This is a genomic window from Tomitella biformata AHU 1821 (assembly GCF_000524475.1).
In the GTDB taxonomy this organism is placed as follows: Bacteria; Actinomycetota; Actinomycetes; order Mycobacteriales; family Mycobacteriaceae; genus Tomitella; species Tomitella biformata.
In genome coordinates this window covers 60,353-86,669 of sequence record NZ_BAVQ01000022.1, presented here as the reverse complement: position 1 = coordinate 86,669, position 26,317 = coordinate 60,353, and the positions used below count along the sequence as shown (strand labels likewise).

General features: G+C 68.2%; 25 protein-coding genes. 9 read left to right on the top strand and 16 right to left on the bottom strand.

The genetic code is table 11. From position 1 onward, the window contains the following. Positions 1-3: 3 nt before the first annotated feature. The 7 genes from ehuA to TBIF_RS08555 all read right to left on the bottom strand — a co-directional run bounded on the left by ehuA (position 4) and on the right by TBIF_RS08555 (position 6,509). Positions 4-765: an ectoine/hydroxyectoine ABC transporter ATP-binding protein EhuA gene (ehuA, locus tag TBIF_RS08585; RefSeq protein WP_024794418.1), complete on the bottom strand. Its 762-nt coding sequence runs from the start codon at positions 763-765 to the stop codon at positions 4-6. Positions 766-775: 10 nt separating this feature from the next. After that, on the bottom strand, positions 776-1,417 hold the full coding sequence (ehuD, locus tag TBIF_RS08580) for an ectoine/hydroxyectoine ABC transporter permease subunit EhuD (protein WP_024794417.1): 642 nt from the start codon (positions 1,415-1,417) through the stop codon (positions 776-778). Further along, a complete protein-coding gene (gene ehuC, locus TBIF_RS08575; RefSeq protein WP_024794416.1) occupies positions 1,414-2,142 on the bottom strand; it encodes an ectoine/hydroxyectoine ABC transporter permease subunit EhuC in 729 nt (242 codons plus the stop codon). The genes ehuD and ehuC overlap by 4 nt, the downstream gene beginning before the upstream one ends. Before the next feature lie 6 nt (positions 2,143-2,148). Then, positions 2,149-2,922, bottom strand: a complete 774-nt coding sequence (locus TBIF_RS08570; RefSeq protein ID WP_235174597.1) for a transporter substrate-binding domain-containing protein — start codon at positions 2,920-2,922, stop codon at positions 2,149-2,151. Positions 2,923-3,242: 320 nt separating this feature from the next. After that, a complete protein-coding gene (locus tag TBIF_RS23250) occupies positions 3,243-3,794 on the bottom strand; it encodes a TetR/AcrR family transcriptional regulator (protein WP_051461431.1) in 552 nt (183 codons plus the stop codon). Next, on the bottom strand, positions 3,791-5,833 hold the full coding sequence (locus TBIF_RS08560; RefSeq protein ID WP_024794414.1) for an MFS transporter: 2,043 nt from the start codon (positions 5,831-5,833) through the stop codon (positions 3,791-3,793). Before TBIF_RS08560 ends, TBIF_RS23250 begins: the two co-directional genes overlap by 4 nt. 130 nt (positions 5,834-5,963) lie before the next feature. After that, entirely contained in the window at positions 5,964-6,509 is a 546-nt protein-coding gene (locus TBIF_RS08555; protein ID WP_024794413.1) for a potassium channel family protein, read from the bottom strand. Positions 6,510-6,729: 220 nt separating this feature from the next. Between TBIF_RS08555 and TBIF_RS08550 the strand changes: the two genes are divergently transcribed. Then, a complete protein-coding gene (locus tag TBIF_RS08550; RefSeq protein WP_024794412.1) occupies positions 6,730-7,797 on the top strand; it encodes a glycerophosphodiester phosphodiesterase family protein in 1,068 nt (355 codons plus the stop codon). A gap of 67 nt (positions 7,798-7,864) precedes the next feature. Here the strand turns inward: TBIF_RS08550 and TBIF_RS08545 are convergent, their stop codons facing one another. The 7 genes from TBIF_RS08545 to TBIF_RS08515 form a co-directional block, all read right to left on the bottom strand. After that, complete coding sequence (locus TBIF_RS08545) at positions 7,865-9,508, bottom strand: monocarboxylic acid transporter (protein ID WP_024794411.1); 1,644 nt, start codon at positions 9,506-9,508, stop codon at positions 7,865-7,867. Further along, the gene (locus TBIF_RS08540; RefSeq protein WP_024794410.1) at positions 9,505-9,870 is read right to left on the bottom strand and encodes a DUF485 domain-containing protein; all 366 of its coding nucleotides are present in this window, start codon (positions 9,868-9,870) and stop codon (positions 9,505-9,507) included. Before TBIF_RS08540 ends, TBIF_RS08545 begins: the two co-directional genes overlap by 4 nt. Before the next feature lie 140 nt (positions 9,871-10,010). After that, positions 10,011-11,750 (bottom strand): sodium/solute symporter, encoded by a 1,740-nt coding sequence (locus tag TBIF_RS08535; protein WP_024794409.1) that lies wholly within the window; start codon positions 11,748-11,750, stop codon positions 10,011-10,013. Beyond that, entirely contained in the window at positions 11,743-12,048 is a 306-nt protein-coding gene (locus TBIF_RS08530; RefSeq protein ID WP_235174605.1) for a hypothetical protein, read from the bottom strand. The genes TBIF_RS08535 and TBIF_RS08530 overlap by 8 nt, the downstream gene beginning before the upstream one ends. 59 nt (positions 12,049-12,107) lie before the next feature. Beyond that, positions 12,108-12,935 (bottom strand): LytR/AlgR family response regulator transcription factor, encoded by an 828-nt coding sequence (locus TBIF_RS08525; RefSeq protein WP_024794407.1) that lies wholly within the window; start codon positions 12,933-12,935, stop codon positions 12,108-12,110. A 44-nt stretch (positions 12,936-12,979) separates the two neighbouring features. Then, positions 12,980-14,155: a sensor histidine kinase gene (locus TBIF_RS08520; protein ID WP_372435168.1), complete on the bottom strand. Its 1,176-nt coding sequence runs from the start codon at positions 14,153-14,155 to the stop codon at positions 12,980-12,982. A 48-nt stretch (positions 14,156-14,203) separates the two neighbouring features. Then, positions 14,204-15,352: an alkaline phosphatase family protein gene (locus TBIF_RS08515; protein ID WP_024794405.1), complete on the bottom strand. Its 1,149-nt coding sequence runs from the start codon at positions 15,350-15,352 to the stop codon at positions 14,204-14,206. Between the two features lie 177 nt (positions 15,353-15,529). Here TBIF_RS08515 and TBIF_RS08510 point away from each other — a divergent pair, with 177 nt between their 5' ends. Continuing rightward, a complete protein-coding gene (locus TBIF_RS08510; RefSeq protein ID WP_024794404.1) occupies positions 15,530-15,790 on the top strand; it encodes a GlsB/YeaQ/YmgE family stress response membrane protein in 261 nt (86 codons plus the stop codon). Positions 15,791-15,871: 81 nt separating this feature from the next. On the opposite strand, the gene TBIF_RS23245 is transcribed toward TBIF_RS08510, so the two are convergent. Then, entirely contained in the window at positions 15,872-17,083 is a 1,212-nt protein-coding gene (locus TBIF_RS23245; RefSeq protein ID WP_084611615.1) for an HNH endonuclease signature motif containing protein, read from the bottom strand. A gap of 262 nt (positions 17,084-17,345) precedes the next feature. Here TBIF_RS23245 and TBIF_RS08500 point away from each other — a divergent pair, with 262 nt between their 5' ends. From TBIF_RS08500 to TBIF_RS08470, 7 genes are all read left to right on the top strand, one after another. Further along, positions 17,346-17,957 (top strand): TetR/AcrR family transcriptional regulator, encoded by a 612-nt coding sequence (locus TBIF_RS08500; protein ID WP_024794402.1) that lies wholly within the window; start codon positions 17,346-17,348, stop codon positions 17,955-17,957. A gap of 112 nt (positions 17,958-18,069) precedes the next feature. After that, a complete protein-coding gene (locus TBIF_RS08495) occupies positions 18,070-19,695 on the top strand; it encodes an AMP-binding protein (RefSeq protein WP_024794401.1) in 1,626 nt (541 codons plus the stop codon). Then, positions 19,692-21,275 carry a carboxyl transferase domain-containing protein gene (locus tag TBIF_RS08490; RefSeq protein ID WP_024794400.1) on the top strand — a complete coding sequence of 528 codons (1,584 nt, stop codon included), beginning with the start codon at positions 19,692-19,694 and terminating at the stop codon, positions 21,273-21,275. The genes TBIF_RS08495 and TBIF_RS08490 overlap by 4 nt, the downstream gene beginning before the upstream one ends. After that, a complete protein-coding gene (locus tag TBIF_RS08485; protein WP_038170451.1) occupies positions 21,275-23,332 on the top strand; it encodes an acetyl-CoA carboxylase biotin carboxylase subunit in 2,058 nt (685 codons plus the stop codon). Before TBIF_RS08490 ends, TBIF_RS08485 begins: the two co-directional genes overlap by 1 nt. Positions 23,333-23,340: 8 nt before the next feature. Further along, positions 23,341-24,495 carry an acyl-CoA dehydrogenase family protein gene (locus TBIF_RS08480; RefSeq protein ID WP_038170450.1) on the top strand — a complete coding sequence of 385 codons (1,155 nt, stop codon included), beginning with the start codon at positions 23,341-23,343 and terminating at the stop codon, positions 24,493-24,495. Beyond that, positions 24,492-24,998: a MaoC family dehydratase gene (locus TBIF_RS08475; RefSeq protein ID WP_024794397.1), complete on the top strand. Its 507-nt coding sequence runs from the start codon at positions 24,492-24,494 to the stop codon at positions 24,996-24,998. The genes TBIF_RS08480 and TBIF_RS08475 overlap by 4 nt, the downstream gene beginning before the upstream one ends. Next, positions 24,995-25,801, top strand: coding sequence for an HpcH/HpaI aldolase/citrate lyase family protein (locus TBIF_RS08470; protein ID WP_024794396.1), 807 nt, complete (start codon positions 24,995-24,997; stop codon positions 25,799-25,801). The genes TBIF_RS08475 and TBIF_RS08470 overlap by 4 nt, the downstream gene beginning before the upstream one ends. Positions 25,802-25,811: 10 nt before the next feature. Here the strand turns inward: TBIF_RS08470 and TBIF_RS08465 are convergent, their stop codons facing one another. Beyond that, positions 25,812-26,156 carry an EthD domain-containing protein gene (locus TBIF_RS08465; RefSeq protein WP_024794395.1) on the bottom strand — a complete coding sequence of 115 codons (345 nt, stop codon included), beginning with the start codon at positions 26,154-26,156 and terminating at the stop codon, positions 25,812-25,814. Positions 26,157-26,317: the final 161 nt, after the last annotated feature.

The following is a 26,317-nucleotide window of genomic DNA, read 5'->3' as shown; positions in this document are numbered from 1 at the left end:
ACCCTACTTGCCGACAATCGCCTGCAGGAACCGTTGCGTGCGCTCGTGATCCGGGTTGGTGAAGATCTTCTCCGGCGTGCCCTCCTCCACGATGCGGCCACCGTCGAACATGAGCACCCGGTTGGACACATCGCGCGCGAAGCGCATCTCGTGCGTCACGATCAGCATCGTGATCTCGGTGGTGCGGGCGATCTCGCGCAACACATTGAGCACGTCGTCGACGGTCTCCGGGTCGAGGGCGGACGTGACCTCGTCGAGTAGCAGGACCTCGGGCTCCATCGCCAAGGCCCGCGCGATCGCCACCCGCTGCTGCTGCCCGCCCGAGAGCGTTGTCGGATGTTGATCGGCCTTGTCCGCCAACCCCACCATCTCGAGCAGGTCCAGTGCGCGTTCGCGGGCCTCGGACTTGGAACGGCCCAGCACCCGGATCGGCGCCTCGGTGATGTTGTCGATGACGCTCATGTTGGGGAAGAGGTTGAAGTGCTGGAAGACCATGCCGATCGAGAGCCGGCGGCGGCGCAGGTGTTTTTCCGGGGCGGGCACCCACTTTCCGCGCTTGCGCACATGGCTCAGAGGCTCGTCGCCGACCCAGATCATGCCGTCGGTGACCTTCTCCAGGGTCATCAGCAACCGCAAGATCGTCGTCTTGCCGGAGCCCGACGGGCCGATGAGGGTGACGCGGTCCCCGCGTTTGACGGTGAAGTCCAGGTGGTCGAGCACGGTGTGGTCGCCGAATTTCTTGACCACCTTCTCAAATCGCACCATCGGGGTGTCTTCAGTACCGGGCAAGGTGTGCCTCCAAGCGGCGAAGCAGTACGGAAACTGGGTAGCTGGCGGCCAGGAAGATCAGGCCGGCCAGCGTGAACGCCTCCATATAGCGGAAGTTGTCGCTGCCGTAGACCTGGGCGGCGCGCACCATCTCGGTCACGGTGATCACCGAGAGGAACGGGGTGTCTTTGAACATGGCGACGATGTTGTTGCCCAAGGCTGGCACGACGTTGCGGATGGCCTGCGGCAGGATCACATCGATCCACTTGCGATGCGCTGGCAGGGACAGCGCCGTACACGCCTCCCACTGCGGGATCGGCACGGAGTCGATACCCGCGCGGTAGGACTCGGACATGTATGTCGCGTAGTGGATGCCGATGACGATGATGCCGATATACAGCGGCTTCAATGTGGGTATGCCGACGTAGATCACGGTCAACTGCACCACCAGCGGGGTGGAGCGGATGAAGGTGAAGAGGAAGCTGAGGGGATAGGTCACGGGCCGGAACCCGGAGCGCAGGATCACCGCGACGACCAGTCCCAGCGCGACGGCGATGGCCGAGCCGATGACGGTGACCAACAGCGTGATCTTGAAACCCTGCAGCAGTACCGGCAGTACGTCCCAGGTGGTGTCCCAACTCCAGTTCATGGCGTGCTCCCACCAGGGGAGAGCGCGGGGGCGCGCAGCACGGAACGCCAGGAGATCTTCTCCGCCAAGCCAAGCCGACGCCTCGCCGCGTACTCGAGAAGTTTCATTAGCCCGGCGATCGCGTAGGCGATGATGAAGTACAGCACTAGCACGATGCCGTAGGCCAGCGCGGTGTTGCCGGTTGCGCTGCGCAGAATCTCGCCCTGGGAGTTCAGGTCCACCAGAGTGATCATCGAGGCGATCGCCGAACCCTTCAACAGTTGGATGATGAGCACTGAGAAGGGCGGGATCATCTGCACCCACGCCTGCGGGAACACCACGCGCCGAAAGCGGTCGAAGGGCGAGAAGCCGAGTGCGACGGCCGCCTCCCGTTGTGGCGTGGGCACCGCCGCGAGGGCACCCCGCACCACCTCGGCGCCGTAGGCCCCGTAGTTCAGGCCGAGCGCGAGAATGCCGCAGAACAGCGGTTCTAGCCGAAATCCCAACTGCGGTAGCACGAAGAACAGCCAGAACATTTGGACCACAAGCGATGTGCCGCGGAAGAACTCGACGATGACCCGCGCGGGCGCTCGGACGGCAAGCGCGCGAGTGGAGGTTGCCAGTCCGAGCGTGAACGCCAAGATGAACATCAGAGCGGTGCCGCCCAGCGTCAACTCGAGCGTGACAAGCAGGCCGTTCCGGAACTCAGGCAGGTGGTCGAGGACCGTGTCCAGTGCGTCGCCCATACCCACTTAGCCAAGTTCGCCGTTGCAGAATTTCTCGGTGGTCCAGCTGGGGTCAGGCATCTCGGTCTCGCTGAAGCCGAACTCGCTCACCAGCGATAGATAGCGGTCCTTGTCTGTGACGATCCCCCGGACCTTCTCGTTGAACGCGTCAACGAGGGAGGTGTCCTCGGTCCGGAATGTCGCTGCGCCGCCGCTAACCTGCGGGACCCCGTCCAGAACCTGGACGAAGGATGGCATCACGTCGACGGGCGCGTCGGGCTGCTGCTTCTTCATGTAATGCAGCGTCACGCCGGTGAGGGCGAACGCATCCACGCGGCCCGAAGCCACCGCGTCCATCCCATCCTGGGCGGTGTCGACAGCGACGGAGTTGATGCCCAGCTTCTCGCAGTAGCTGCCCTCCAGCGCGCCCGCCATCACAGCGACGGTGACGCCCGCCGCCTGGGCGTCGTCGAGGTTCATCAGCCCCAGCGGGTTGCCGGCAGGAGTCATCAGCGCCGTCGTGTATCGGAAGGTCGGGGTGGAGAACGCGACCTCCTGGCAGCGTTTTGGCAGGATCGACATGTCCGCGCTGACCGCGTCGAACCGACCCGCTTTAAGGCCCGGGATCAGGCCGCCGAAGTCGACGAGCACGCCGTCGAGTTGGTCGATGCCCAGCTCTTTGTATGCCGCGCCGTCAATCGCGATCGCCGCGCCGGTGACCTTGTCGCCGTCCTTGAAGCTATGGGGCCGCTCACCCGCGTAGCCCACCGTGATCTTCCCGGCGTCTTGAGCCTTCTTCAAGGTGTCGCCGGATGTGGTCGAACTACATCCGGCACTAGCGAACCCGGTGGCGGCTAGGACGGACACCACCCCAGCGCCCACCAAAAACCGACGGCGAGAGACGTCAGCTCCGAACCCGTCCAACTGAGATTTCTTGCCCATCATCGTGCTCCTCGTCGTGGATCGCCACTCGTCGGTTGCATTCTTTGGTCGGTATCGAACTGTAGTCAGACTCGTCACGATTTTTCGGGTTTGCGGGGGAACCGAGATCCGACCGTGGCCGGCTAGCCGTGGCTCCGACAGCTTTCTGGCATGCGAAATACCTTGCCTGACAGGGTCTTTTAGCCCTCGTCGATCATGGCCTGCACGATCGCGCCATATCGGGCGATCAGCGACTCCGCCGGCTCGTCCGCCAGGACCTCGAACACCCGTAGCCCGTTGGCCAAGCCCAGCAGCACACACACCACGTACTCAGCCCGCCGCAGGTTCTCGGCGTCGCCGAGCTGCTCGGCCACGAATACGACGTATTTGCGCCGGGACTCAATGCGCGCGGCGGCGGGGTCGGGGGAGTCCTGGATGAGGAACGTCGCCATCGCCCAGGGATCGGACTCCCCGGAGTCCCGGCGGGCGACGATGCGCCGCACCAGGCGGTAGCCGATGCCCTCATCCTCAAGGTCGTTGTCGAGGTGCGGGGCGTCCGGCGCGGCGATAGCGAACAGGTCCGCCTTCGAGCCCATCGTCTTGATGACCATCGCGGGGGAGAACCCGGCCAGCTCGGCGATGTCCCGGACGGTGGTCGCGCTGTAGCCGCGCTCGCTGAACAAGGTGGTGGCGGCGTCGATGATCGCCTGCCTCGTGGTGGGGGCAGGGGTGGCTGGGGCCGGGGTTCTCACAGGGCCGCCATCTCCGCGTCGGCAGGGGTCAGGTCGAGGTCGATGGTGGCCGAGGCTCCGATGACGGCGACCTGTCGTGCCTGCACGGTCTCGCCGGTCGGATCCATGGCGGTGAGGATATAGCGGCCGGTGGAGGGCAGCGGCAACTCGAACCGGCCGTCGGCGCTGCTGAAGGCCGAGGAGACGAACTCGCCAGTCGGTTTGGTCAGTGTGACCAGGCCGGCATCGAGCGGGCTGCCCCCGCGGGCGAGGCTGCCGGAGATGGTCAGCCGCTTGCACAGCCTGATCTGGTGGGCGCTGGTGGCGTCGTCGAACTGCACCACCTCCGAGTGCGGAGTCCAGCCGTCGGCGCTGGTCACTACCAGGTAGCGGCCGGGCTGGGGCAGAACCAGCGCGAAGCGGCCCTCATTGCTAGCCCGGCTCCAGTCGACGGGCTGCCCAGCAGTGCTGAGCAGGCTGACGACGGCCTGCCGGATCGGGCGCTCCCAGAGGGTCTCGGCGCCGCTCTTGTCGGAGCGGGCCATCTCGCCGATGATGATGCCGCTGACGACGATCTCGGAGTCGCTGTGCTCGCCGTCGCTGGCCGGGGCCTGGCGTTGGGGCAGGGCGGTGGTCGAGGACTCGGGCTGGCGCGGAATGTAGAGCGCGACGAGGACGGCCCCGAGGGCGGCTAGGGCGGCGATCCAGTATGCGGCTTGGAACGCGCCGAGGCTGGGTAGATCGGCGCCGGCTCCGCCGCCGCCGATGATCATCGCGGTCAGCAGGGCCGCGACGACGGCGCTGGAGGTGGAGGTGCCGATGGAGCGCAGCAGCGAGTTGAGGCCGTTCGCGGACGCGGTCTCGGTGATCGGCACCGAGCGCATGATGAGCATCGGCATCGCGGCGTAGGCGATGGCGGTGCCGATGCTGACGAGAGTCGCGCCGACGATGATGAGCACGACGGACCCCGTCAGGTACACGCGCGCCACGTAGGCGACCACCATGATCAGCGAGCCGGTGATCAACGTCGTCTTCGCGCCCAGCCTGTTGGTGATCAGCGCGGAGAGGGGAGAGAAGAACACCATCGCCAAGCCGGCCGGGACCATCGCGATGCCCGCCGCGAACACCGTCATCGCGAACCCGTAGCCGGAGGCCAGGGGCATTTGCAGCTGTTGGGTCGTGAGCAGCATGTTGGCGTACATCGCGAAACCCACGAGGATCGAGGCGATGTTGGTCAGGAGCACCGGCCGCCTTGCGGAGGTGCGCAGGTCCACGAGCGGGCTGCCGACGCGCAGCTCATAGGGGACCCACAGCGCGAACACGACGATCGTGACGAGGAAGGTCAGCAGCAGTGGCTCGCTGGACCAGCCCCACGCGCCGCCCTTGGTGATGCCGAGGAGCAGGGTACTCAGCCCAATGGTCAGCAGAATAGCGCCTACGAAGTCGAAGCGGCCGGGGGTGCGCACCTCGGACTCGGGGACAACCAGCAGCACTGCGACGAGCATGACGACGCCGACGGCGGCCGGCAGCCAGAAGATGCCCTGCCAGCCCATGTGCACGTCGATGAACCCGGACAGGGGCAGAGCCAGCGCGCTCCCGATGCCCAGGGTGGCGCTCATCAGCGAGGTGGCCGCGGCGACTCGGGCTTTGGGCAGCTCGTCGCGCAGGATCGAGATGCCCACCGGCACCAGCGCGATGGACAACCCCTGCAGGCCCCGCCCGATGACGACCGCGGTGAAGTTCTGGCCGATCGCGGCCACGAGCGAGCCGGCGATCATCGCCACCAGCGCGACCACCATCATGCGGCGCTTGCCGAACATGTCCGCCAGACGCGCGATGATCGGCGTGCCGACGGCCGCGGTCAGCAGCGTGATCGTGATCAGCCAGGAGCTGTCGTCCGCGCTGACCCCGAAGATTGCGGGGAACTCCGGGATGAGCGGCACCACCACGGTCTGCAGCAGGGCGACCGCGGTGCCGGTCAGACAGAGCACGGCGGTGATGAGCATGGTGCGGCTGCGTTTGGTGGGGACCGGCGCAGGGGTGGTCAGAGTTGTCGTCAAAGGTCCATCCAAGCGTTCTATTAGGGTAAATGCATGTTTACCGATTGAGTAAACCACTGTTCACCCTGCTTGTGAAGCCCCGGCCGTCCAGATGTAGGCAAGCTCACCGTTGTCGTCCGCGACGCGATGCTCAGCCATCGGGGTCGGGCTGATCTCCATCTCCCTGTCCGTCGGCGTCGAGCCGGGCGACCCCGCGCCGCGCCGCCACCACGATGAGCCGGACCACCACGCCGAGCACCACGAGGTTGCCCAGCATCTGCACCGTCACGAGCAGCCGCAACCCGTCGGTCCGCGCGATGATGTCGCCGAACCCGACGGTCGCGAACACCGTGACCGTGAAGTACAGCGCGGTCGAGTGGTCCAGGAGCTCGGTGAACCCGGCGGGGTTCGTCAGCGAGTTCGAGAGGTAGATCCGGGCGAAGATCAGCAGGTACAGCGGGATGATCAGCGCCAGCGCCTCGATCGCGCGGAACAGGGGGTGCGGGGACCTGATGATCGCCGGCACCATGAGGGCGACGACCGCGCCGAACGCGCACAGGGCCAGGATCACCCAGGGCAGGTCGGATCCGTCCGCGTTCTTCGCAGGGATCAGGTAGTACGCCGTGAGCAGCAGCGACCAGGACAGGGTCACCCGAAGCACCAGCAGGACGGTGAGCTTCCAAGCCTGCGGGGGCACGGGTCTCGGCGAGCTGGGTTGCCGCGACATGGTTAAGGCTACCGCCGAAATTCGCGTCCCAGCTGTCCCGCGGCGAACGGGGCCGGGTACGGCCGATGATCCTTCCGTGAACTCTAGGCGAAAGACCCCTCAGATGGTCACGGGTGTGCGGATTCCCCCGATAGCGTGCGAGCAGCGGCCCGCAGGATCCGGAGGCCGCCCCACGTTGAGAGGAAAACCCTTGCACCCCAATCGTTCTCGCGGAGTTATCGCCGCGGTATTGGCAGCGGCGGCGCTGAGCTCGGTCGCCGGCACGGCCTCGGCGGCACCGCTGGAGCTCGGCTCGCTGGCCGGGCTGGGGAGCCTCGGCTCGCTCGAGCAGGCCCCGCCGGCCGCGTCGGACAACCTCCCCACGGGCTTCGATCTGCAGTCGCACCGGGGCGGGCGGGCGGAGACGACGGAGGAGTCCCGGCGCGCGTTCGAGAAGTCCCTGGACCTGGACGTGACCACCCTCGAGTTGGACATCGTGCTGAGCGCGGACAATGTGCCCGTCGTCTGGCATGACCCGACGATCGACCCGGCCAAGTGCGCCGACACCGCGCCGGCCGCCGAGGGCGACGCGCAGTACCCGTACGTCGGCGACCTGGTGCGCGAGCTGACGTGGGCGCAGCTGCAGACCCTGGACTGCGGCAAGGGGCTCTCGGCGTACCCCGACGCGGAGGTCGTCGAGGGCAATAAGCTCATCCAGCTCCGCGATGTGTTCGCGCTGACCGCCGCGCGCGGCGCCGACGTGCACTTCAACATCGAGACCAAGATCGAGGCGGACAAGCCCGAGCAGTCGGCGTCGCCGCAGGAGTTCGTCGACGCGATCCTCGCCGAGGTCCGCGCGGCCGGCGTCACCGACAAGGTGATGATCCAGAGCTTCGACTGGCGCTCGCTGCCCCTGGTCCGCGCCGCCGAGCCCAGCATTCCGTTGGTGCTGCTGTGGAGCGGGTCCAACTGGAAGCCGGGCTCCGTGTGGACCGGCCCGGTCACTTACGAGGAGGTTGACGGCGACATCGTCGCGGCGGCGCACAAGGTCGGCGTCGAGGTGCTCTCGCCGACCCACACCCTCGCCACCCCCGAGCTGATCGCCCGCGCGCATGAGCAGGGGCTGGCCGTGGTGCCGTGGACGGTGAACGACCCGCCCCGGATGAACGCGCTGATGGACGCGGGCGTCGACGGCATCATCACCGACAAGCCGACGCTGCTGCGCCAGGTCATGGCCGAGCGCGGCCTCGAGCTGCCGACGGCCCACCCGGCCAAGTAGCTCCTGCACCAAGAAGCCCCGCCCCTCCAGATCGCGGAGGGGCGGGGCCTTCTCAGAGCAGTGGGGGCTAGTGGCTGATCGCCTTCTCCACGCCGATGCCGGTCAGCGAGCGGACCTCCATCTCGGCCTGCTTGGCCGGGTCCTCCCTCTTATGGCGGCCGACGTAGGTGCCGACGATGCCGAGGAGGAAGGCCAGGGGGATCGACACGATCCCGGGGTTGGCGAGGGGGAACCAGGAGAAGTCCACGGTGGGGAACATCGAGGACGCCTTGCCGGAGACCGCCGGCGAGAACACGATCAGCAGGAGGCAGCTGATGAGTCCGCCGTAGATGCTGAACAGCGCGCCGGTGGTGTTGAACTTGCGCCAGAACAGCGAGTACAGCAGGGTCGGCAGGTTCGCGGAGGCGGCGACGGCGAAGGCCAGTGCCACGAGGAACGCGATATTTTGGCCCATCGCCAGGATGCCGAGCACGATCGAGACTAGGCCGATGACCACCACGGTGATGCGCGAGACCCGCACCTGCTGCTCGATCGTGGCCTTGCCTCGCTTGATCACGCTGGCGTAGATGTCGTGGGCGAAGGACGCGGAGGCGGTGATGGCCAGGCCCGCGACGACGGCGAGGATCGTGGCGAACGCGACGCCGGAGATGATCGCCAGGAACAGCGTGCCGCCGAGCTCGAACGCCAGCAACGGGGCCGCGGAGTTCTCCTTGCCAGGGGCGTTCAAGATGACGTCGGGGCCGACCATCTTCATCGCGCCGAAACCGAGGACCAGCGTGAACAGGTAGAAGGCGCCGATCAGGCCGATGGCCCAGGTGACGGAGCGGCGGGCCTCCTTGGCGGTGGGGACGGTGTAGAAGCGCATCAGCACGTGGGGCAGGCCGGCGGTGCCGAGGACGAGCGCGATGGCGAGGGAGACGAAGTCCAGCTTGGTCATCCCGCTGATGCCGTACTTCGAGCCGGGGGCCAGCACATCATGGTCGACGCCCTCGGCCGCGTTGGCGGCGGTCTGCGCCTGCTCGAGCAGTGTGGAGAAGTTGCCGCGGACTGCGAACAGGACCAGCACGAACATGATGGCCGCGCCGAGGATCAGCAGCACGGCCTTGACCATCTGCACGTAGGTGGTGCCCTTCATGCCGCCGATCAGGACGTAGGCGATCATCAGCACGCCGACGATGGCGACGACGATGGCCTGGCCGAGCTTGTCGTTGATGTCGAGCAGCAGTGCGACGAGCCCGCCTGCGCCGGCCATCTGCGCCAGCAGGTAGAACAGTGAGACGACGAGCGTGGAGATCGCGGCCGCCATGCGCACGGGGCGCTCGTTGAGGCGGAAGCTGAGCACGTCGGCCATCGTGAACCGGCCGGTGTTGCGGAGCAGCTCGGCGACGAGCATCAGCGCCACGAGCCAGGCGACGAGGAAGCCGATGGAGTAGAGGAAGCCGTCGTAGCCGTAGACGGCGATCGCGCCGGCGATACCGAGGAAGGACGCGGCGGAGAGATAGTCGCCGGCGATGGCGAAACCGTTCTGGGGTCCGGAGAACTGGCCGCCGCCGGTGTAGAAGTCCGAGGCCTTCTTAGGGCTGCGGCTGACCTGGATGACGATCCCCATGGTGACGATCACGAAGACCGCGAAGATTGCGATATTGAGCAGCGGGTTGCCGACATCGCCGTCCGCGGCGAGGAGCGTGGTGGACGTTCCTAGAGAGGTCACAGTCCCTTACCTTCCATCTCGATGCGGAGCTTGGATGAGATCGGGTCCAAGTCGCGGGTGGCGAAGCGGACGTAGAGGCCCGCGATGACGAACGTGGTGACGAATTGGCCGAGTCCCATCACCAGGCCGACGTTGATCTCGCCCCACAGCTTGTGCGCCATGAAGTCCGTGGCGTACATCGCCAGCAGCACGTAGAGCGCATACCAGGACAGGAAGAATGCGGTCATGGGGAACACGAAGCGGCGCAGGCGGCTGCGCAGCTCCTGGAACTCGGGCCGCTCCTGCATGTCGAAGAAGGCCTGGGCCTCAGCCGATATCGGCTCAGGCGGCAGGCCGCTGGAGTTCTCAATAGTGTCCGACATAATCGGCCTCCTCGACTGTGGTGGGCTAGTGCCCGGAACACTAAATGAGATATGCATCACGTCGAAAATCTTTGCGGCGAGACGCCGGGATTAGCGGTGAGCGGTCAATCTGCGGCGACGAGCGGTCGCGGCGAGTGCCCTCAATCGAGCCGGAGCCGCGTCTCCCGGTCCGCGCCGACGCCCAATTTCTCCGGCACATGCATGCGGGTGAGAAGGCGGGCCACATCGCGGGGCACGTCCTTGCGCGTGGCCAGGCTGACACCGATCATCACCAGGAACGCGAGGGGCACGGTCACGGCGGCGGGATGACTGACGATCACGGCGGGCCAGCCGTCCCAGAGCTCGGCGGAGAGCCCGCCGCCCGCCGTCACGAGGATCGCGGCGCCGGAGACTAGCCCGCCCGCCGTCATCCCCGCGGCGGCGCCCGCGGCGGTGAGCCCCCGCCACCAGATCCCGAGCATCAGCAGTGGGCACAGGGTCGAGGCCGCGACGGCGAACACCAGGCCGACGATCCGCGAGAGGTCGAGCGTCTGGGTGAAGATCGCCAGCGCCAGCGGCACAGCGCCGGCCAGGACGGCGGCGAAGCGGAAGTCCCGCACCCGGCCCGGCAGCACGTCCGTGGACAACACGCCGGCGACGCTGACGAGGAGGCCGGACGATGTGGATAGGAAGGCCGCGATGGCCCCCGCGGCGACGAGGGCCGCCAGCGATTGGCCGACCCAGCCGGACAACAAGGCGCCAGGCAAGAGCAGCACGGCCGCGTCGGACGCCCCGGTGAGCAGCAGCTGCGGAGCCCACAGCCTGGTGAGGACGCCGAGAATCGTCGGAAAGAGGTAGAACAGCCCGAGCAGCGCGATCACGGACAGGGCGGTCGCACGCGCCGCCCGCCCGTCGGGGTTGGTGTAGAACCGCACGAGCACATGTGGCAGGCCCATTGTGCCGAGGAAGATGCCGACGATGAGGGAGAGCACCTGGAACAACGGGTGCGCGCCGCCGAAACCCCAGCCCGGGGTCATCCAGGCGGCCGTGGTCGGGGGGGTCGCGGCGATGCCGGGGACGGTGGCGCCGGCCGGGAAGACCACCTCCGTGCCCGACGCGAACTCGTGCTCGCCGGCGGCCAAGGTGCGGGCGGCGCCGTCCTCGAGGACGGTGATGGGCGCGCCGACCTCCGCGCGCACCGTGGTGGTCACGGAGACGGTGGTGTCCGCGGCGAACACCGCGGCGGCGGTGGTGGCTCCCGCTGGCGCGGCGAAGGGGTTCGCGCCGAGTAGGTGGGCCGCGAGCACCAGCGCGGGGATCGCGATAGCGGTGAGCTTGAGCCAATATTGGAAGGCCTGCACAAAGGTGATTGAGCGCATGCCGCCGCCGACGACGTTCGCGATCACGATCAGGCCCACGGCGGCGGCGCCCACCCAGCGGGGGATGCCCAGCACGATGCCGAGCGCTAGGCCCGCGCCCTGGAATTGGGGCACGGTGTAGAGCACGCAGATGATGATGACCACCACCATCGCCAGCTTGCGCAAGGCCGTCGAGCCCAGCCGGAACTCCGCGAAGTCCGGCACGGTGTAGGCGCCGGACCGCCGCAGCGGCGCGGCCACGAAGAGCAGCAGCCCGAGGTAGCCGGCGGTGAACCCGATCGGGTACCAGAGCGCGTCGGCGCCGTACTTGGCGATCAGCCCCGCCACCCCCAGGAACGATGCGGCGGAAAGGTATTCGCCGGAGATCGCGGCCGCGTTCCAGCGCGAGCTGACGGTGCGGGAGGCCACCAGGAAGTCGGAGGTGGTGCGGGCCATCCGCACCCCGTACGCGCCGACGACCACCGTAGCCACGGCGGTGAGGACGACAGCGGCCACAGTCGCCACGGGCATGCCGCTATTCATCGGCCAGCTCGGCGAACTCCGCCTCGATCCGCTCGGCCTGCCGGATATAGCGGCGGCCCACGATGTAGAGGGCGGGATAGACGCCGACGCCGAGCACCAGCCACGGCAGCTTGATGCCGAGCACCGCAGCCTCGGTGAGGACGGGGAACGCGAGCATCAGCAGGGGGAGCGCGCACAGGGAGAGTGCGGTGCCCGCGGCCAGGCGCATGGCGAGCAGCAGTTGGGCGCGCATGAGTGCCCGCACCATGGCGTCGCCGAACGCGGTCTGCTGCTGCACCTCCACGCGGGTGCGGACCATGCGGGCGCCCACGCGCTCGGCCAGCACCACGCGCTCGCGGGGGGCCCGGCCACGCCCAATCACGGTTCGCCCCGGCCGATGTGGTGTGCGCGGACCAGGCGGTCCTTCAGCTCCCGGGTCAGGCGCCGGCTCACGGGCAGCTCCACCGGCGTCTCGCCGGGACCGGCGGCGATGTACACCACGGTGCCGGTGCCGATGGTGCGGATGCCGGTGACCAGCCGCAGCGAGACGGCATAGGACCGGTGCACCCGTTGGAAGCCGGCGTCGTGCCAGCGGGCCTCGAGGGTCGAGATTGGTATGCGGACCAGGTGGGTGCCGGTGGCGGTGTGCAGGCGGGTGTAGTCGCCCTCCGCGGCCAGCCAGGCGACGGCCTGCCGGTGCACCATCGTCGTCAGGCCGCCCAGCTCGACAGCGATCACGTCGTCGGCGAGCCCGTCCGCCGGGTCCTGCGCCGGGACGGGCGGCTCGGCGGCGGCTCGGCGGTTCAAGATCCGGCGGATGGTCGCGGCCAGGCGCTCCTCGCGTAGCGGCTTGAGCAGGTAGTCGACCGCGCCGAGCTCGAAGGCGCCCACAGCCCGGTCCTCGTGGGCGGTGACGAACACGATCAGCGGCGGCTCGGTGAACGCGGCGAGCACCCCGGCCAGCTCGAAGCCGTCGAGGCCCGGCATGTTGATGTCGAGGAACACGACGTCGAGGAGGCCGAGGCGGTCTTTGATGATCCGCAACGCGGTCGTGGAGTCGGAGGCGGACGCGATCTCCCCGATGGCGGGCTGGCGGCGCAGCAGATACCGCAGCTCGGCCACCGCCGGCTGCTCGTCGTCGACCACCAGCACCGACAGTCCGGGGGAAGGGGGGAGGCCGGGGGTGCGGTCAGTGTCGGGCGTCACAGTGCCCCATCGTGCCATGCGCGACGCGCGCCGTCGCGGGCTGGTCAGGCAGTGATTCCCGGGCGGAACTTGGGGATGCGCATGCTGACCTTGGTGCCCGCGCCGGGGGCAGTCTCGACCACCAGGCCGTAGTCGTTGCCGAAGGCTGCCCGGAGCCGGTCGTCCACATTGGCCAGGCCGACGTGGGCGGATTCGAGCGAGCTGGGCTGGCCGGGGACAGTCTCGGTGGCATCGAGCCCGCCGGAGCGCAGCAACTCGGGATCCATGCCGATGCCGTCGTCCTCGACGCTGATCACGCAGTCTGCGCCCTCGTCTGCGGCCACCACGGAGATCACGCCGCGGCCCAGGCCTGCGATGCCGTGCCGCACCGCGTTCTCCACCAGTGGCTGCAGTGCCAGGAATGGCAGCACCACGCCGAGCACCTCCGGTGAGACCTGCACACGGACCTCGAGGGTGTCGCCGAAGCGGGCACGCTCGAGGGTCAGGTAGCGGTCGACGTTGCGTAACTCGTCGGCCAGCACGGTGTACTCGCCGGCGGAGCGGAAGGAGTATCGGGTGAAGTCGGCGAACTCGAGGATCAACTCGCGGGCCTGGTCGGGGTCGGTGCGCACGAAGGAGGCGACCGTGTTCAGCGCGTTGTAGATGAAGTGGGGGCTGATCTGCGCGCGCAGGGCCCGGACCTCGGCGCGGTCCAGACGCGCCCGGGACGTGTCGAGCTCGGCCAGTTCGATCTGTCCGCACGCGTAGCGGGCCACCTCGGAGATCGCCCCGAGCATGCCTGGCACTGGGGACTCGGTGCTGAGGACTCCCAGCACGCCGATCACGCCGGCATCCTCCACGATCAGGGGCTGCACGATCAGCGCCCGCGCCGCCGTCGTGCCCAGCCCGGCGTGTTGCAGTTCGGAGCGCTGCAGGAGGATCCGCCGTTCGCCAGCGACCGCCCGCAGCGCCGCCGCGCAGAACTGCTCCGCCAGCTCGGGAAAATCACCGTGCCAGGTCAGCAGGGTGCCGTCGGCGTCGGTGATCCCGAGGCCCGCGGCGCCGGTCAACTCACGCAGGTGGGGCGCGGCCTCCGTCGCGGATTCGGTGTTGAGTCCGCGCCGCAGGGGCCGGGCGGCCAACGACGCCGTATGCAGGGCGTTGTGAACGGCGCGCTCGGTGGGGGTGCTGAATGATTGGTGGCTGCGCACCCACACGATGAGCACGGCCGCGGCGAGCACCGCGACGACGATCAGCAGGATCAGGACGTCCGTGGTCACCGTGCCCGCCTAGCGGAACTCGAGCAGCGGGATCTCGCGTTCGACGGGTGTCAGCGAGCCGTGGTGGCCGACCAACTGCGACTGGATCGGCTCATAGCCTCGCCGGATCAGCGCGCCCCGGCCAGCGGCGACGGCCAGCACGTCGCCGATCCGGGCGCGCGCGTCATCGGTGACGGTGGGGCCGAACCAGCCGCGATCGATGACATCCGCGCCGAGCAGCACGTGATAGTCCGCGCCGAGCGTCTCCGCCCACCTGGCCCGCACATCCGGGGCGGCGCCGGCATCGGTGTAGATATGGCGGGCGCGGGGCTCGCCGCCCACAATCCGCACTCCGTCGAGCATCTCGGCATGGTCGGGGGCGTCCAGGTCGAAAGGATCCTGGATCTGCACCATGCCGTGGTCCGCCGTGACAAGCAGCGCCGCGTCGGGGGGCATCCGCTCCGCGATGGCCTTGGCGAGCAGATCCACCTGCGCGAGTTCGGCTGCCCACGAGTCGCTCTCAGGCCCACGGATGTGCCCGGTCAGGTCGAGATCGCCGTGGTAGGCGTAGACGAGGGCGCGGTCGCCCTTGCGCAGGCCGTCCGCGGCCATCGCCGCGAGGTCGCCGATGGAGAAGCGGGCCGCGAACTCGCCGCCGCGCAGTGCGGCTCGAGTCAGCCCGGATTTGGCCTGATAGCCGGGGGCGACCTTCGTGACCGCGATGCCGTGCTCCGCCGCGCGTTCGAAGACAGTGGGCCGCGGCTGGAACTGCTCCGGGGGCAGCGCCTCCAACAGATCCACATGATCACCCTGCCCGTGCAGCTTCCACTGCAGCGGATTCATCGCCCGGTCGAACCCGGGCACGGACATCAGGTAGCCGACGAGCCCATGCTCGCCTGGGGTCAGCCCCGTGCCGATGGAGCTCAGGCTGACCGCGGTGGTCGACGGGAATCCGGTGGTGATCACGCGTGGGGCGGCGGAGGTCAGGAACGGCGCCGCGTCGGGGCGGGCGGCCAATTGACGGGCGCCGAGGCCGTCGACCAGCAGCACGCACACCCGCCGGACGCCGTCGAGGCCCAGCCCCAGCCGGTCGGCCTCGCCGGGCACCCCGAGTCCCGCCAACACGCTCGGGAGCAGGTCGGAGAGGGTGCGGGTGCCGTATTCGGGTGCGTCGAACATGAATGCACCTTAGCCGCAGGCCCGCGTGACCAGTGAGATTCAGCCCGTCGAGGCGTCACGGTTGGTAACAATTCTGCCGTTGCACAGTGGAAATTTTCTGTGTCAGATAGATTTTGTGTTGGGCTGACTGTCTCAAGCTCAATAGGCCAACCTTCAACGATGTGAGAGGAAAATGACATGGGATCAATAATCGGAACCATCATTTTCGGCGCCATCATCGGTGTGCTCGCGCGCCTGGTGATCCCCGGAAAACAGGCGATGGGCTGGGTCATCACAGTGGTGCTCGGCATTGCTGGCGCTCTGATCGGCTACTGGATCTGGGGCATGATCGGCAATGGCGAGACCGGTGGGATCGACTGGATCCGCTGGATCATCAGCATCGCTGCGGCTGCCGTCCTGACGCTCGGCTACACCGCGTTGACTGCGAAGAAGGGCTAGCGAGCAGCTTCCTCTCGACCTGGCGCGGCCCCCATCGGGACATCCCGGTGGGGGTTTCGCGTATTTGGGGCTGGGCAGGATTCAACCGATTTCACCCGGCGGCGCTTCGGGCCCATCGACGTGCTCGCCAGCGGAGTTCAACCATCGCCGGAGCGGGTCGAACTTGGGCGGCGGCCGGAACACCGGGAACCGGTTCTTGGCCATCGCCACGTGCCAGCCGTGGTGGTGGACGGCCCGGTGGTGTTCCCCGCACAGGGACACGAGGTTGTCGATCTGGGTATGGCCACCGTGCTCCCAGAACACCATGTGGTGGGCTTGCGTCATCGACGCGGGGCGGTTGCACCGGGGGAAGGCGCAGCCGCGATCGCGGTGCGCGAGGGCTTGGCGGTGGCGCTTGGACGCGAACCGGTCGCCGGTGTGGACGGTCAGCGGCGCGCCGTGCTCGTCGGTCCCGATCATCGTCAGCTCGCAGTCGCACGCGAGGCGCTGCGCTGTCGCGAGGGAGACCGCGCCCATCCAGTGGTTCCAGCCCACGGGATTAGCGGCGAAGTACTCGTCGATGCGGCCATTGCGGATCATCGCGATGCGCTCCTCGTGGGTGGGGATGCCGCGCATCAGGTCTTCGAGGGGGATATCCACCATCAGGCGGGGGCGCTCCCCGTTGAGGTTGGGGAAGTTCGCGGCGGCCAGGGCCGCGTCGAGGAGGTCGCTCAGCGCCTCGGCCCGGCGCTGCGGGGTAGGGCGCCTATCGGGGGCGCCGTCGGGCTCGGGCCGGGGGACCATGAACGGGGACAACGCCTCCTGAAGTTTTGCGCCCGTCTCGGCGTCGAGGTCGCCCTGGACGATCACGCGGCCAAGGAGCTCGTCGATGGTGAGCCGATTGCGGTCGTGGTCCGCGGACGGCGGGACATCGTCGCTGAAGGCCTGCCGGAGGCGTTCCTCCTCCTCGAGGAGCTGCTGCGGGTCTCGGGTGCGGGCGGCCTTCAGCAGCCGGTCCCGGACGGCGGGGATGTGCTCCTCGTCGAGATTCTTGGGCGGATAGGCCAGGAATTGGAGGATCCGCTTGGCCACTCGGCGGCTGATCTCGGCGTGGGCGTAGCAGGCCAGGACCGGGTGGTGCTCGCAGATGCGGATCGCGAAGGTCACCTCGGTGCGGGACTCGGCGAGGGAATCGGCCGAGTGGCTGTGCAGCCAGCGGGCGGCGGCCTTGTCCGCGCCGCAGATGGGGTCGCGCAGGGTGATGTGTCCCAGCAGTCGAAGCTCGACGACGTCCGCGGCCAACCGGGCGGACACCGACTCCGCGGTGCGCGGGTAGAGGACGGACTCGGAGAGTCGCTCGGGGTCGAAGCCGAGGGGTCCGCGAGCAGGCCGATGGCCTGTTTATCGAGGGCTATCCCTGCCGTTCCCATGGTCTGATTCTACTCGAACGCCTTCCCGATAGATAGAGTTTTTACTATCTTGACCTGCGTCTATTGAGTTTTTGCGGCAGGCATTCCCGCCTCTCGGGGCGGCGTGGTGGCATGCTCCCACAGGGCTCTGACATATCGTGGCCGCCATGACCGAGGAAGAGCGTCTCCCCGAGCCGGGCACACTGCGCGATCAGCGCAAGGCCGATCGACGCAAGGCGCTGCTGGACGCCGCGGCACGGTTATTTGCCGACCGCGGGTATGGCGGGGTCTCCATGCGCGATTTGGGCGCGGCGGTCGACGTCAGCGGCCCGGCGATCTACCGGCACTTCGCCAGCAAGCAGGACGTGCTGGTGGAGCTGCTGGTCGGTATCAGCGAGCGGCTGCTGGCGAACGGGCAGCGGCAGGCAGAAGAGTCCACCGGGCCCGCGGACGCGCTGCGCCGGCTCGTGGACGCGCATGTGGCCTTCGCGGTCTCGGACATCGACTTGATCCGCGTCCAGGACCGCGACCTGGCGAGCCTGAACCCCGACGCCCAGCACCAGGTGCGCCGGTTGCAGCGACAGTACGTCGAGATCTGGGTGGCGGTGCTACGCCAGTTGGACCCCGAGCTGCCCAACTCGCAGGCGCGGGTGCGGGCGCACGCGGCATTCGGGCTGATCAACTCGACGCCGCATGGATTCTCCGGGGTGGCGGAGCCCCAGGTCCGGGAGATCCTGGCGCGGATGGCCCTGCAAAGCCTGGCGGGGGACTCGCGGTAGGCGCACGATGAGGGGGCGGCTTGTGACTGTGGACACAGGCCGATCTCGGTGCTAACCTTAATTTCAGTTATCAAGCGTTAACTGAAATCTTCCGACGGGCGGTGTCGCAGCGATGGCAGACCGAGAACTCTCCTACTCGAAGGGCGTGGCCGAGCCCGCGCTCCTCGAGAGCACGATCAGCGCGGCTCTGGCCTCGACGGTCGCGCGATTCCCGGACCGGGAGGCGCTAGTCGACTGCGCGGCCGGGCGCCGCTGGACCTACGTGGAGCTCCACCGGGATGTGCGCAAGTTGGCCACGGGACTACTCCGCGCGGGAATTGGCAAGGGCGACCGTGTCGGCGTGTGGGCCCCGAACCGCTGGGAGTGGACGATCACGCAGTTCGCGACGGCCGAGATCGGCGCGATCCTCGTCAACATCAACCCGGCCTACCGCGAGTACGAGCTCGAGTACGCGCTGAACAAGTCCGGTATCCGGCAAGTGATCTCAGCCGTGGAGCACCGGGACGCCGACTACGCCGGAATGCTCGCCGCCGTCGCCCCGCGCTGCGCGAGCGTCACCGACATCGTCTTCATGGGCTCGCCGCGCTGGGACGAGCTGGCGGACGCCGAGATCGACGAGGCCGCGCTGGCCGCCATCGAGCAGACCCTGGACCGGCACGACCCCATCAACATCCAATACACATCCGGCACCACCGGATCGCCCAAGGGCGCGACGCTGACCCACCGCAACATCCTCAACAACGGGTACTTTGTCGGCACGCTGATGGAGTACACGCACGAGGACCGGATCTGCATCCCCGTGCCGTTCTACCACTGCTTCGGCATGGTGATGGGCAACCTCGCAGCCATCACCCACGGTGCCGCGATGGTGATCCCCGCCCCCGGATTCGACCCGGCCGCGACGCTGCGGGCTGTCCAGGACGAGCGCTGCACAAGCCTCTACGGCGTGCCGACGATGTTCATCGCGGAGCTGGGCCTGCCGAACTTCGAGGGGTACGACCTGTCCAGCCTGCGCACCGGGATCATGGCCGGCTCGCCCTGCCCAGCGGAGGTGATGCGCCAGGTCGTCGAGCGAATGCACATGGGCGACGTCGGCATCTGCTATGGCATGACGGAAACGTCCCCGGTGTCCACGCAGACCCGCGCGGGCGACACCTTCGACCAGCGAGTGAACACGGTGGGCCCCGTCGGCCCGCACCTTGAGGTCAAGATCATCGACCCCGTGACCGGCGAGACCGTACCGCGCGGGGAGACCGGCGAGTTCTGCACCCGCGGCTACTCCGTGATGCTGGGCTACTGGGAGGACCCCGAGAAGACCTCGGAGGCAATCGATTCCGAGCAGTGGATGCGCACCGGCGACCTCGCCACCATGGACGACGACGGTTTCCTGCGCATCACCGGCCGCATGAAGGACCTGGTCATTCGCGGCGGCGAGAACATCTATCCGCGCGAGATCGAGGAGTTCCTCTACACCCACACCGACATCGCCGACGCGCAGGTGATCGGAGTCCCCGACCACAAGTATGGGGAGGAGCTGATGGTCTGGGTGAAGATGCGGTCCGGCGCGCCGGCGCTGACCATCGAGGCGCTGCGCGCGTTCTGCGAGGGCAAGCTCGCCCGCTACAAGATCCCGAAATACCTGCGAGTCGTCGACGATTTCCCGATGACCGTCACCGGAAAAATCCGCAAGATGGAGATGCGCCAGCAGGCCATCGCCGAACTCGAGGGCAATGAATGAACACTTATGCAGAGCAGCATCAAGAGCTTGTCGACGAGCTGAACAAACGCCTGGCGGAGACCGCGCTCGGCGGCAGCGAGTCCTCCCGGGCGCGCCATATCGCCCGCGGCAAGCTGCTACCACGGGACCGCGTCGAGCGGCTGCTGGACCCCGGCACCCCGTTTCTGGAGCTCTCGCCACTGGCCGCGAACGGGATGTACGACGATGGCAGCCCCGGCGCCGGGATGATCACCGGCATCGGCCGCGTGTCCGGCCGCGAGTGCGTGATCGTCGCCAACGACGCGACCGTCAAGGGCGGCACCTACTATCCGATGTCGGTCAAGAAGCACCTCCGAGCGCAGGAGGTAGCGCTGCAGAACAATCTGCCGTGCATCTACCTGGTGGACTCCGGAGGCGCGTTCCTGCCGGAGCAGGACCAGGTGTTCCCGGACCGCGAGCACTTCGGCCGCATCTTCTTCAACCAGGCGACGATGAGCGCCAAGGGAATTCCGCAGATCGCGTCCGTGATGGGCTCCTGCACCGCGGGCGGCGCGTACGTCCCGGCGATGAGTGACGAGGCTGTCATCGTGCGCAACCAGGGCACAATTTTCCTGGGCGGCCCGCCCCTGGTGAAGGCCGCCACGGGCGAGGTCGTCACTGCGGAGGAGCTCGGGGGCGGCGACCTGCACTCGAAGACCTCCGGCGTCACCGACCACCTGGCCGAGGACGACGAGGACGCGTTGACGATCGTGCGCCGCATCGCCGCGACCTTCGGCCCGCGCAGCCCGGCCCCGTGGGAGGTCGCGGCGGCGATTGCGCCGGAACTGGACCCGAGCTCCGTCTACGAGGTGGTGCCGCCGGACTCCAAGGTGCCCTATGACGTGCGCGAGGTGATCGCGCGGATCGTCGACGGCCCCGCCACCGCGGACGGCAAGGCGTTCCAGGAGTTCAAGGCCGAGTACGGCAAGACCCTCGTCACGGGCTTCGCCCGCATTCAGGGCCACCCCGTGGGAATCATCGCCAACAACGGCGTCCTGTTCGGCGAGAGCGCTATGAAGGGCGCGCACTTCATCGAGCTGTGCGATAAGCGCTCCATCCCACTGCTATTCCTGCAGAACATCTCCGGGTTCATGGTCGGCCGCGACTACGAGGCCAGCGGCATCGCCAAGCATGGCGCGAAGATGGTCACGGCCGTGGCCTGCGCGCGGGTGCCGAAGCTGACGGTGGTGATCGGCGGGTCCTACGGCGCCGGCAACTACTCCATGTGCGGGCGCGCCTACTCGCCGCGGTTCCTGTTCATGTGGCCGAACGCGCGCATCTCGGTGATGGGCGGCGAGCAGGCCGCCTCGGTGCTGGCCACCGTGCGCGCCGAGCAGCTTGAGAAGGCCGGCACACCGTGGTCCGCGGACGAGGAGGAGACGTTCAAGGCCCCGCTGCGCGAACAGTATGAGCACCAAGGCAATCCCTACTATTCGACGGCGAGGCTTTGGGACGACGGCATCATCGACCCCGCCGACACCCGCACCGTGCTCGGCCTCGCCCTGTCCGCCTGCGCCAATGCGCCCCTGGAGCCAGTCTCCAATGGCATCTTCCGAATGTGATGGAGACAGTTGTGAGTCCACTGAGAACCTTCCACACCGTCCTCGTCGCCAACCGCGGCGAGATCGCGGTCCGCGTCATGCGCACGCTGCGCGAGATGGGCATTCGCTCCGTCGCCGTCTACAGCGACGCCGACGCGGACGCCCGCCACGTCGCCGAGGCGGACATCGCCGTCCGGCTCGGTCCCGCCCCCGCGCGGGATAGCTACCTGTCCATTGAGAAGGTCATCGCCGCGGCCAAGGCGACTGGCGCGCAGGCGATCCACCCGGGCTACGGCTTCCTGGCGGAGAACGCAGAGTTCTCCGGCGCCTGCGCCGAGAACGGCATCGTCTTTCTTGGGCCCTCCGCCCGCGCCATCGAGGTTATGGGCGATAAAATCTCCGCCAAGAAGGCCGTCGGCGCGTTCGACGTGCCGGTGGTGCCGGGCATCGCCGAGCCGGGCCTGACCGACGCCGAGTTGATCGCGGCCGCAGGCGATATCGGCTATCCGGTGCTCATCAAGCCGTCGGCCGGCGGCGGCGGCAAGGGCATGCATCTGGTGGAAGACTCCGCCCACCTCGCGTCGTCCATTGCCCAGGCCCGCCGCGAGGCCGCCGCCTCCTTTGGCGACGACACCCTGTTCCTGGAGCGGTTCGTGTTGCGCCCTCGGCACATCGAGGTGCAGATCCTCGCGGACACCCACGGCAACGTGGTGCATCTTGGCGAGCGCGAGTGCAGCCTGCAGCGCCGCCACCAGAAGGTCATCGAGGAGGCGCCCTCACCGCTGCTGGATGAGCAGACCCGCACGCAGATTGGCGCCGCCGCCGTCGCCACCGCCCGCAGCGTCGACTACGTGGGCGCGGGCACGGTGGAGTTCATCGTCTCGGCCGACAAACCCGACGAGTTCTTCTTCATGGAGATGAACACCCGCCTGCAGGTGGAGCACCCCGTGACCGAGATGGTCACCGGCATCGACCTCGTCGAGTGGCAGCTTCGCGTTGGCATGGGGGAGCCCCTGGGCTTCTGGCAAGAGCACATCACCATGACCGGGCATGCCATCGAGGCGCGGGTGTACGCCGAGGACCCCGCCCGCGGCTTCTTGCCCACCGGCGGGCAGGTCCTCGCCCTGACGGAGCCCGTCGGCCCCGGCGTGCGGGTGGACTCCTCGCTGCGCGTGGGCACCGTTGTCGGCAGTGACTACGACCCGATGCTGGCCAAGGTCATCGCGCACGGGCCCACCCGCGATGACGCGCTGGCCAGGCTGGACCGAGCGCTCGCGGACACCGCCATTCCCGGCGTGCAGACCAACATCGAGTTCCTGCGTTTTCTGCTCGCCGACGATCGGGTGCGCGCTGGCGACCTCGACACCCTGCTGCTGGACACGCGGGCCGAGGACTTCGAGCCGCTGCCTGCTCCTGACGACGTCCTGGCCGCGGCCGGACTGCTCCGCCAACTCCGACTGCAGGGGAGCCGGGGCGCCAGCCCGTGGGACTCGGTGTCCGGCTGGCGGATCGGCGTGCCCGCGCCCGTGCGCACCCGGATGCAGACCCCGCTCCGGACCGAGACCGTCGCGGTGTGGGGAGATCCCGCCGGTGGCGATGTCGCGGCGGCCCGGGTCAGCGTCGGCGACGGCGAGCCGGTGGCCGCCCGAGCGCAGCTGGCCGGGGAGGCGCTGCATGTGAGCGTCGACGGGCTGCGGCGCACGCTGCGGGTGGCCGAGGAGGGCTTGGACCTCTGGCTCGGCGACGAGCGCGGCACCTGGCGCATCGCAGAGGCCGAGGAGGTCAAGATCCGCCGCGAGGGCGCCGTGGCCAGCGCGGACATCCTCAGTCCGATGCCCGGCAGCGTGATCGAGGTGGTCGTTGGGAACGGAGATCGCGTCGAGGCCGGCGACCGCGTGGTGATGGTCGAGGCCATGAAGATGGAGCACAGCCTCACCGCGCCCGTCGCGGGCACCGTGGAGATCTCGGTGCGCCAGGGCGATCAGGTGAAGGTTGATCAGCTGCTGGCCCGCGTCGTCCCCGACGACGAGCCCGACACCGACATTCTAAAAACAGACGAGAAGGAGGCGCAGTCGTGACTGCGAGTATGGCGGCAGCAGAGCTGCCCGAGGAGTACCAGTCCCTGAGCGACACTGTCGCCGATTTCGCGCAGCAAGTGGTTGCCCCGGTTTCCGCCCAGCACGATCGGGACCACACGTTCCCGTATGAGATCGTCGCGCAGATGGGGGAGATGGGCCTGTTCGGCCTGCCGTTCCCCGAGGAGTACGGCGGCATGGGCGGCGACTACTTCGCCCTGGCCCTCGCGCTCGAGCAGCTCGGCAAGGTCGACCAGTCAGTGGCCATCACCTTGGAGGCGGGCGTGGGGCTCGGCGCGATGCCGATCTTCCGCTTCGGCAGCCACGAGCAGAAGGAGCGCTGGCTGCCGGACCTCGCCGCCGGGCGCCGGCTCGCGGGCTTCGGCCTGACGGAGCCGGGCGCGGGCTCGGACGCCGGGGCCACCAAGACCACTGCCAAGCTCGTGGATGGGCAGTGGGTGGTCAACGGCGGCAAGCAGTTCATCACCAACTCCGGCACTGACATCACGTCTTTCGTCACGGTCACCGCGGTCACTGGGGCGAAAGAAGGCGGGCGCAAGGAGATCTCGACGATTATCGTGCCCAACGACACCCCCGGCTTCACCGCCGAGCCGGCCTATAACAAGGTCGGCTGGAACGCCTCCGACACCCACCCGCTCAGCTACGTCGACGCGCGGGTGCCCGAGGAGAATCTGCTCGGCACCCGGGGCCGCGGCTATGCCAACTTCCTCTCGATCCTCGACGAGGGCCGCGTCGCGATCGCCGCGCTCGCGACGGGCGTCGCGCAGGGCTGCGTCGACGAGTCCGTGAAGTACGCCAAGGAACGCCAGTCCTTCGGCCGCGCGATCGGCGAGTACCAGGCCGTCAACTTCAAGATCGCCCGCATGGAGGCGCGCGCCCACGTGGCCCGCACCGCCTACTACGACGCGGCCGCGAAGATGCTGGCGGGCAAGCCCTTCAAGAAGGAGGCGTCCATCGCGAAGATGATCTCCTCCGAGGCGGCGATGGACAACGCCCGCGACGCCACCCAGATCCACGGCGGTTACGGGTTCATGAACGAGTACCCCGTGGCCCGGCACTACCGGGACAGCAAAATCCTGGAGATCGGCGAGGGCACCACCGAGGTGCAGCTGATGCTCATCGCACGAGAATTGGGGTTCGCATGAGTATCGATACGCCCGCCGAGCGATCCCACAGCGAACGGCGCGAGATCACCCAGCGCGGACTCTGGTTCGAGGAGTTCGAGACCGACGTCGTCTATAAGCACAGCCCCGGGCGCACCCTCACCGAGGCCGACAACGTGCTGTTCACGACACTGACGATGAACACGCAGTCGCTGCACCTGGATGCGGCGTGGTCGGCGGACCAGCAGTTCGGCGAACGGTTGATGAACTCCATGCTGACCCTGTCCACCGTTGTCGGGCAGTCCGTGGCGCAGCTCTCGCAGGGCACGATCGTGGCGAACCTCGGCTTCAGCGAGATCTCGTTCCCGAACCCGATGTACCACGGCGACACCCTCTATGGGGAGACCATCGTGCTCGAGACGCGGGAGTCGAAGTCCCGGCCGACCCAGGGCATCGTCACGCTCGAGCACATCGGGCGAAACCAGCATGGCGACATCGTCGTCCGCGCCGTTCGCTCGACACTCATGCAGAAGGCCCCGAAGTGACGGCGGCGTGGGGCCCCGCCTGGCTGTTCTGTCCCGCCGACCGGCCCGAGCGCTTCGGCAAGGCAGCCGCAGCCGCCGATGTCGTCATCCTCGACCTCGAGGACGGCGTCGCACCCGCGGACAAGCCAGCCGCCCGCCAGGCCCTGCGGGACACCCCGCTGGACCCGGCGACCACCTTCGTGCGCGTCAACGCCGCCAGCACCGCCGACTACGCGCTCGACCTCGAGGCGCTGCGCGGCACCGACTACACCCGGGTGATGCTGTCGAAGACGGAGTCCGCCGCGCAGGTGGCGGCGCTCGGGAGCTACGACGTGCTGGCCTTGATCGAGACTCCGCGCGGGGCGGTGTTCGCCGCCGAGATTGCGGCAGCAGAGAATACGGTCGCCATGATGTGGGGCGCCGAGGACTTGGTCGCCGCCATCGGCGGCAGCTCCAGCCGCAGGGCCGACGGCGCCTACCGGGACGTCGCGCGGCATGTCCGCTCCACCGTGCTGCTGGCTGCCGCGAGCTTTGGCCGGCTGGCACTGGACTCAGTGCACCTGGACATCCGGGACCTGGATGGGCATCGCGCGGAGGCGTTGGACGCGGTCGCGGTCGGCTTCGGCGGCACCGTCTGCATCCACCCCAGCCAGGTTGCGGTGGTCCGCGAGTCCTACCGGCCCACCGGCGAGCAGATCGCCCAGGCCCGTCGGATCCTCACCGCGGCGGAGACCGAGCGCGGGGTGTTCGCCCTCGACGGGATGATGGTCGACTCACCGGTGCTCCGGCACGCGGAGGCTGTGCTGCGGCGAGCCGACAGCTAGTGGACTCTGGCTAGCCGGCCTCGTCGACGAGGAACTGGATGGTCTTGCCGCGGTCGAGGAAGCGCGCCTCGTCGGCCTCGATCTGCGCGCGGATCTCCGGCTGTCCGTGGGTGGCGAGCATGGCGGCATAGCCTGCGCGATCGTCGAACCAGAGTTCGGTGATGACGTCGAAGGTCGGGTCCGGCACCCCGGGAGCGCGGAGGGCGCCCTCGAGATCGACGAAGTTGCGGCGATACTCACGGATCTGCGGCAGTAGGCGGCGAATGAGTGGTGCGTGGGAGTTCTCGTAGTAGTCGATGAACTCGGCCCGGGTCAGGCCTGCCCGGCGGGTGAGCAGCGCAATGGCCTTGATCATGTGATCCTCCTGTGGACGTCCTCGCATATCCGGTTTCCGGCCGGCCGTTGTGGGCTGGATCCTCCATCGTCAAAAGTCGGGGAGGGGGAAATTCCCATTGACTGGAACGTCGAGGGGGCCGCGATGGTCGGCCGGGCCCGTGTCGACGTGCATGGGGTAAC

Coding starts and splice junctions, on each gene's coding strand:
- ehuA (WP_024794418.1), bottom strand. CDS start 765: ATGGTGCGATTTGAGAAGGTGGTCAAGAAATTCGGCGACCACACCGTG.
- ehuD (WP_024794417.1), bottom strand. CDS start 1,417: ATGAACTGGAGTTGGGACACCACCTGGGACGTACTGCCGGTACTGCTG.
- ehuC (WP_024794416.1), bottom strand. CDS start 2,142: ATGGGCGACGCACTGGACACGGTCCTCGACCACCTGCCTGAGTTCCGG.
- TBIF_RS08540 (WP_024794410.1), bottom strand. CDS start 9,870: ATGTCGGACACTATTGAGAACTCCAGCGGCCTGCCGCCTGAGCCGATA.
- TBIF_RS08535 (WP_024794409.1), bottom strand. CDS start 11,750: ATGAATAGCGGCATGCCCGTGGCGACTGTGGCCGCTGTCGTCCTCACC.
- TBIF_RS08530 (WP_235174605.1), bottom strand. CDS start 12,048: ATGGTCCGCACCCGCGTGGAGGTGCAGCAGCAGACCGCGTTCGGCGAC.
- TBIF_RS08515 (WP_024794405.1), bottom strand. CDS start 15,352: ATGTTCGACGCACCCGAATACGGCACCCGCACCCTCTCCGACCTGCTC.
- TBIF_RS08510 (WP_024794404.1), top strand. CDS start 15,530: ATGGGATCAATAATCGGAACCATCATTTTCGGCGCCATCATCGGTGTG.
- TBIF_RS08500 (WP_024794402.1), top strand. CDS start 17,346: ATGACCGAGGAAGAGCGTCTCCCCGAGCCGGGCACACTGCGCGATCAG.
- TBIF_RS08495 (WP_024794401.1), top strand. CDS start 18,070: ATGGCAGACCGAGAACTCTCCTACTCGAAGGGCGTGGCCGAGCCCGCG.
- TBIF_RS08490 (WP_024794400.1), top strand. CDS start 19,692: ATGAACACTTATGCAGAGCAGCATCAAGAGCTTGTCGACGAGCTGAAC.
- TBIF_RS08485 (WP_038170451.1), top strand. CDS start 21,275: ATGGAGACAGTTGTGAGTCCACTGAGAACCTTCCACACCGTCCTCGTC.
- TBIF_RS08480 (WP_038170450.1), top strand. CDS start 23,341: ATGGCGGCAGCAGAGCTGCCCGAGGAGTACCAGTCCCTGAGCGACACT.
- TBIF_RS08475 (WP_024794397.1), top strand. CDS start 24,492: ATGAGTATCGATACGCCCGCCGAGCGATCCCACAGCGAACGGCGCGAG.
- TBIF_RS08465 (WP_024794395.1), bottom strand. CDS start 26,156: ATGATCAAGGCCATTGCGCTGCTCACCCGCCGGGCAGGCCTGACCCGG.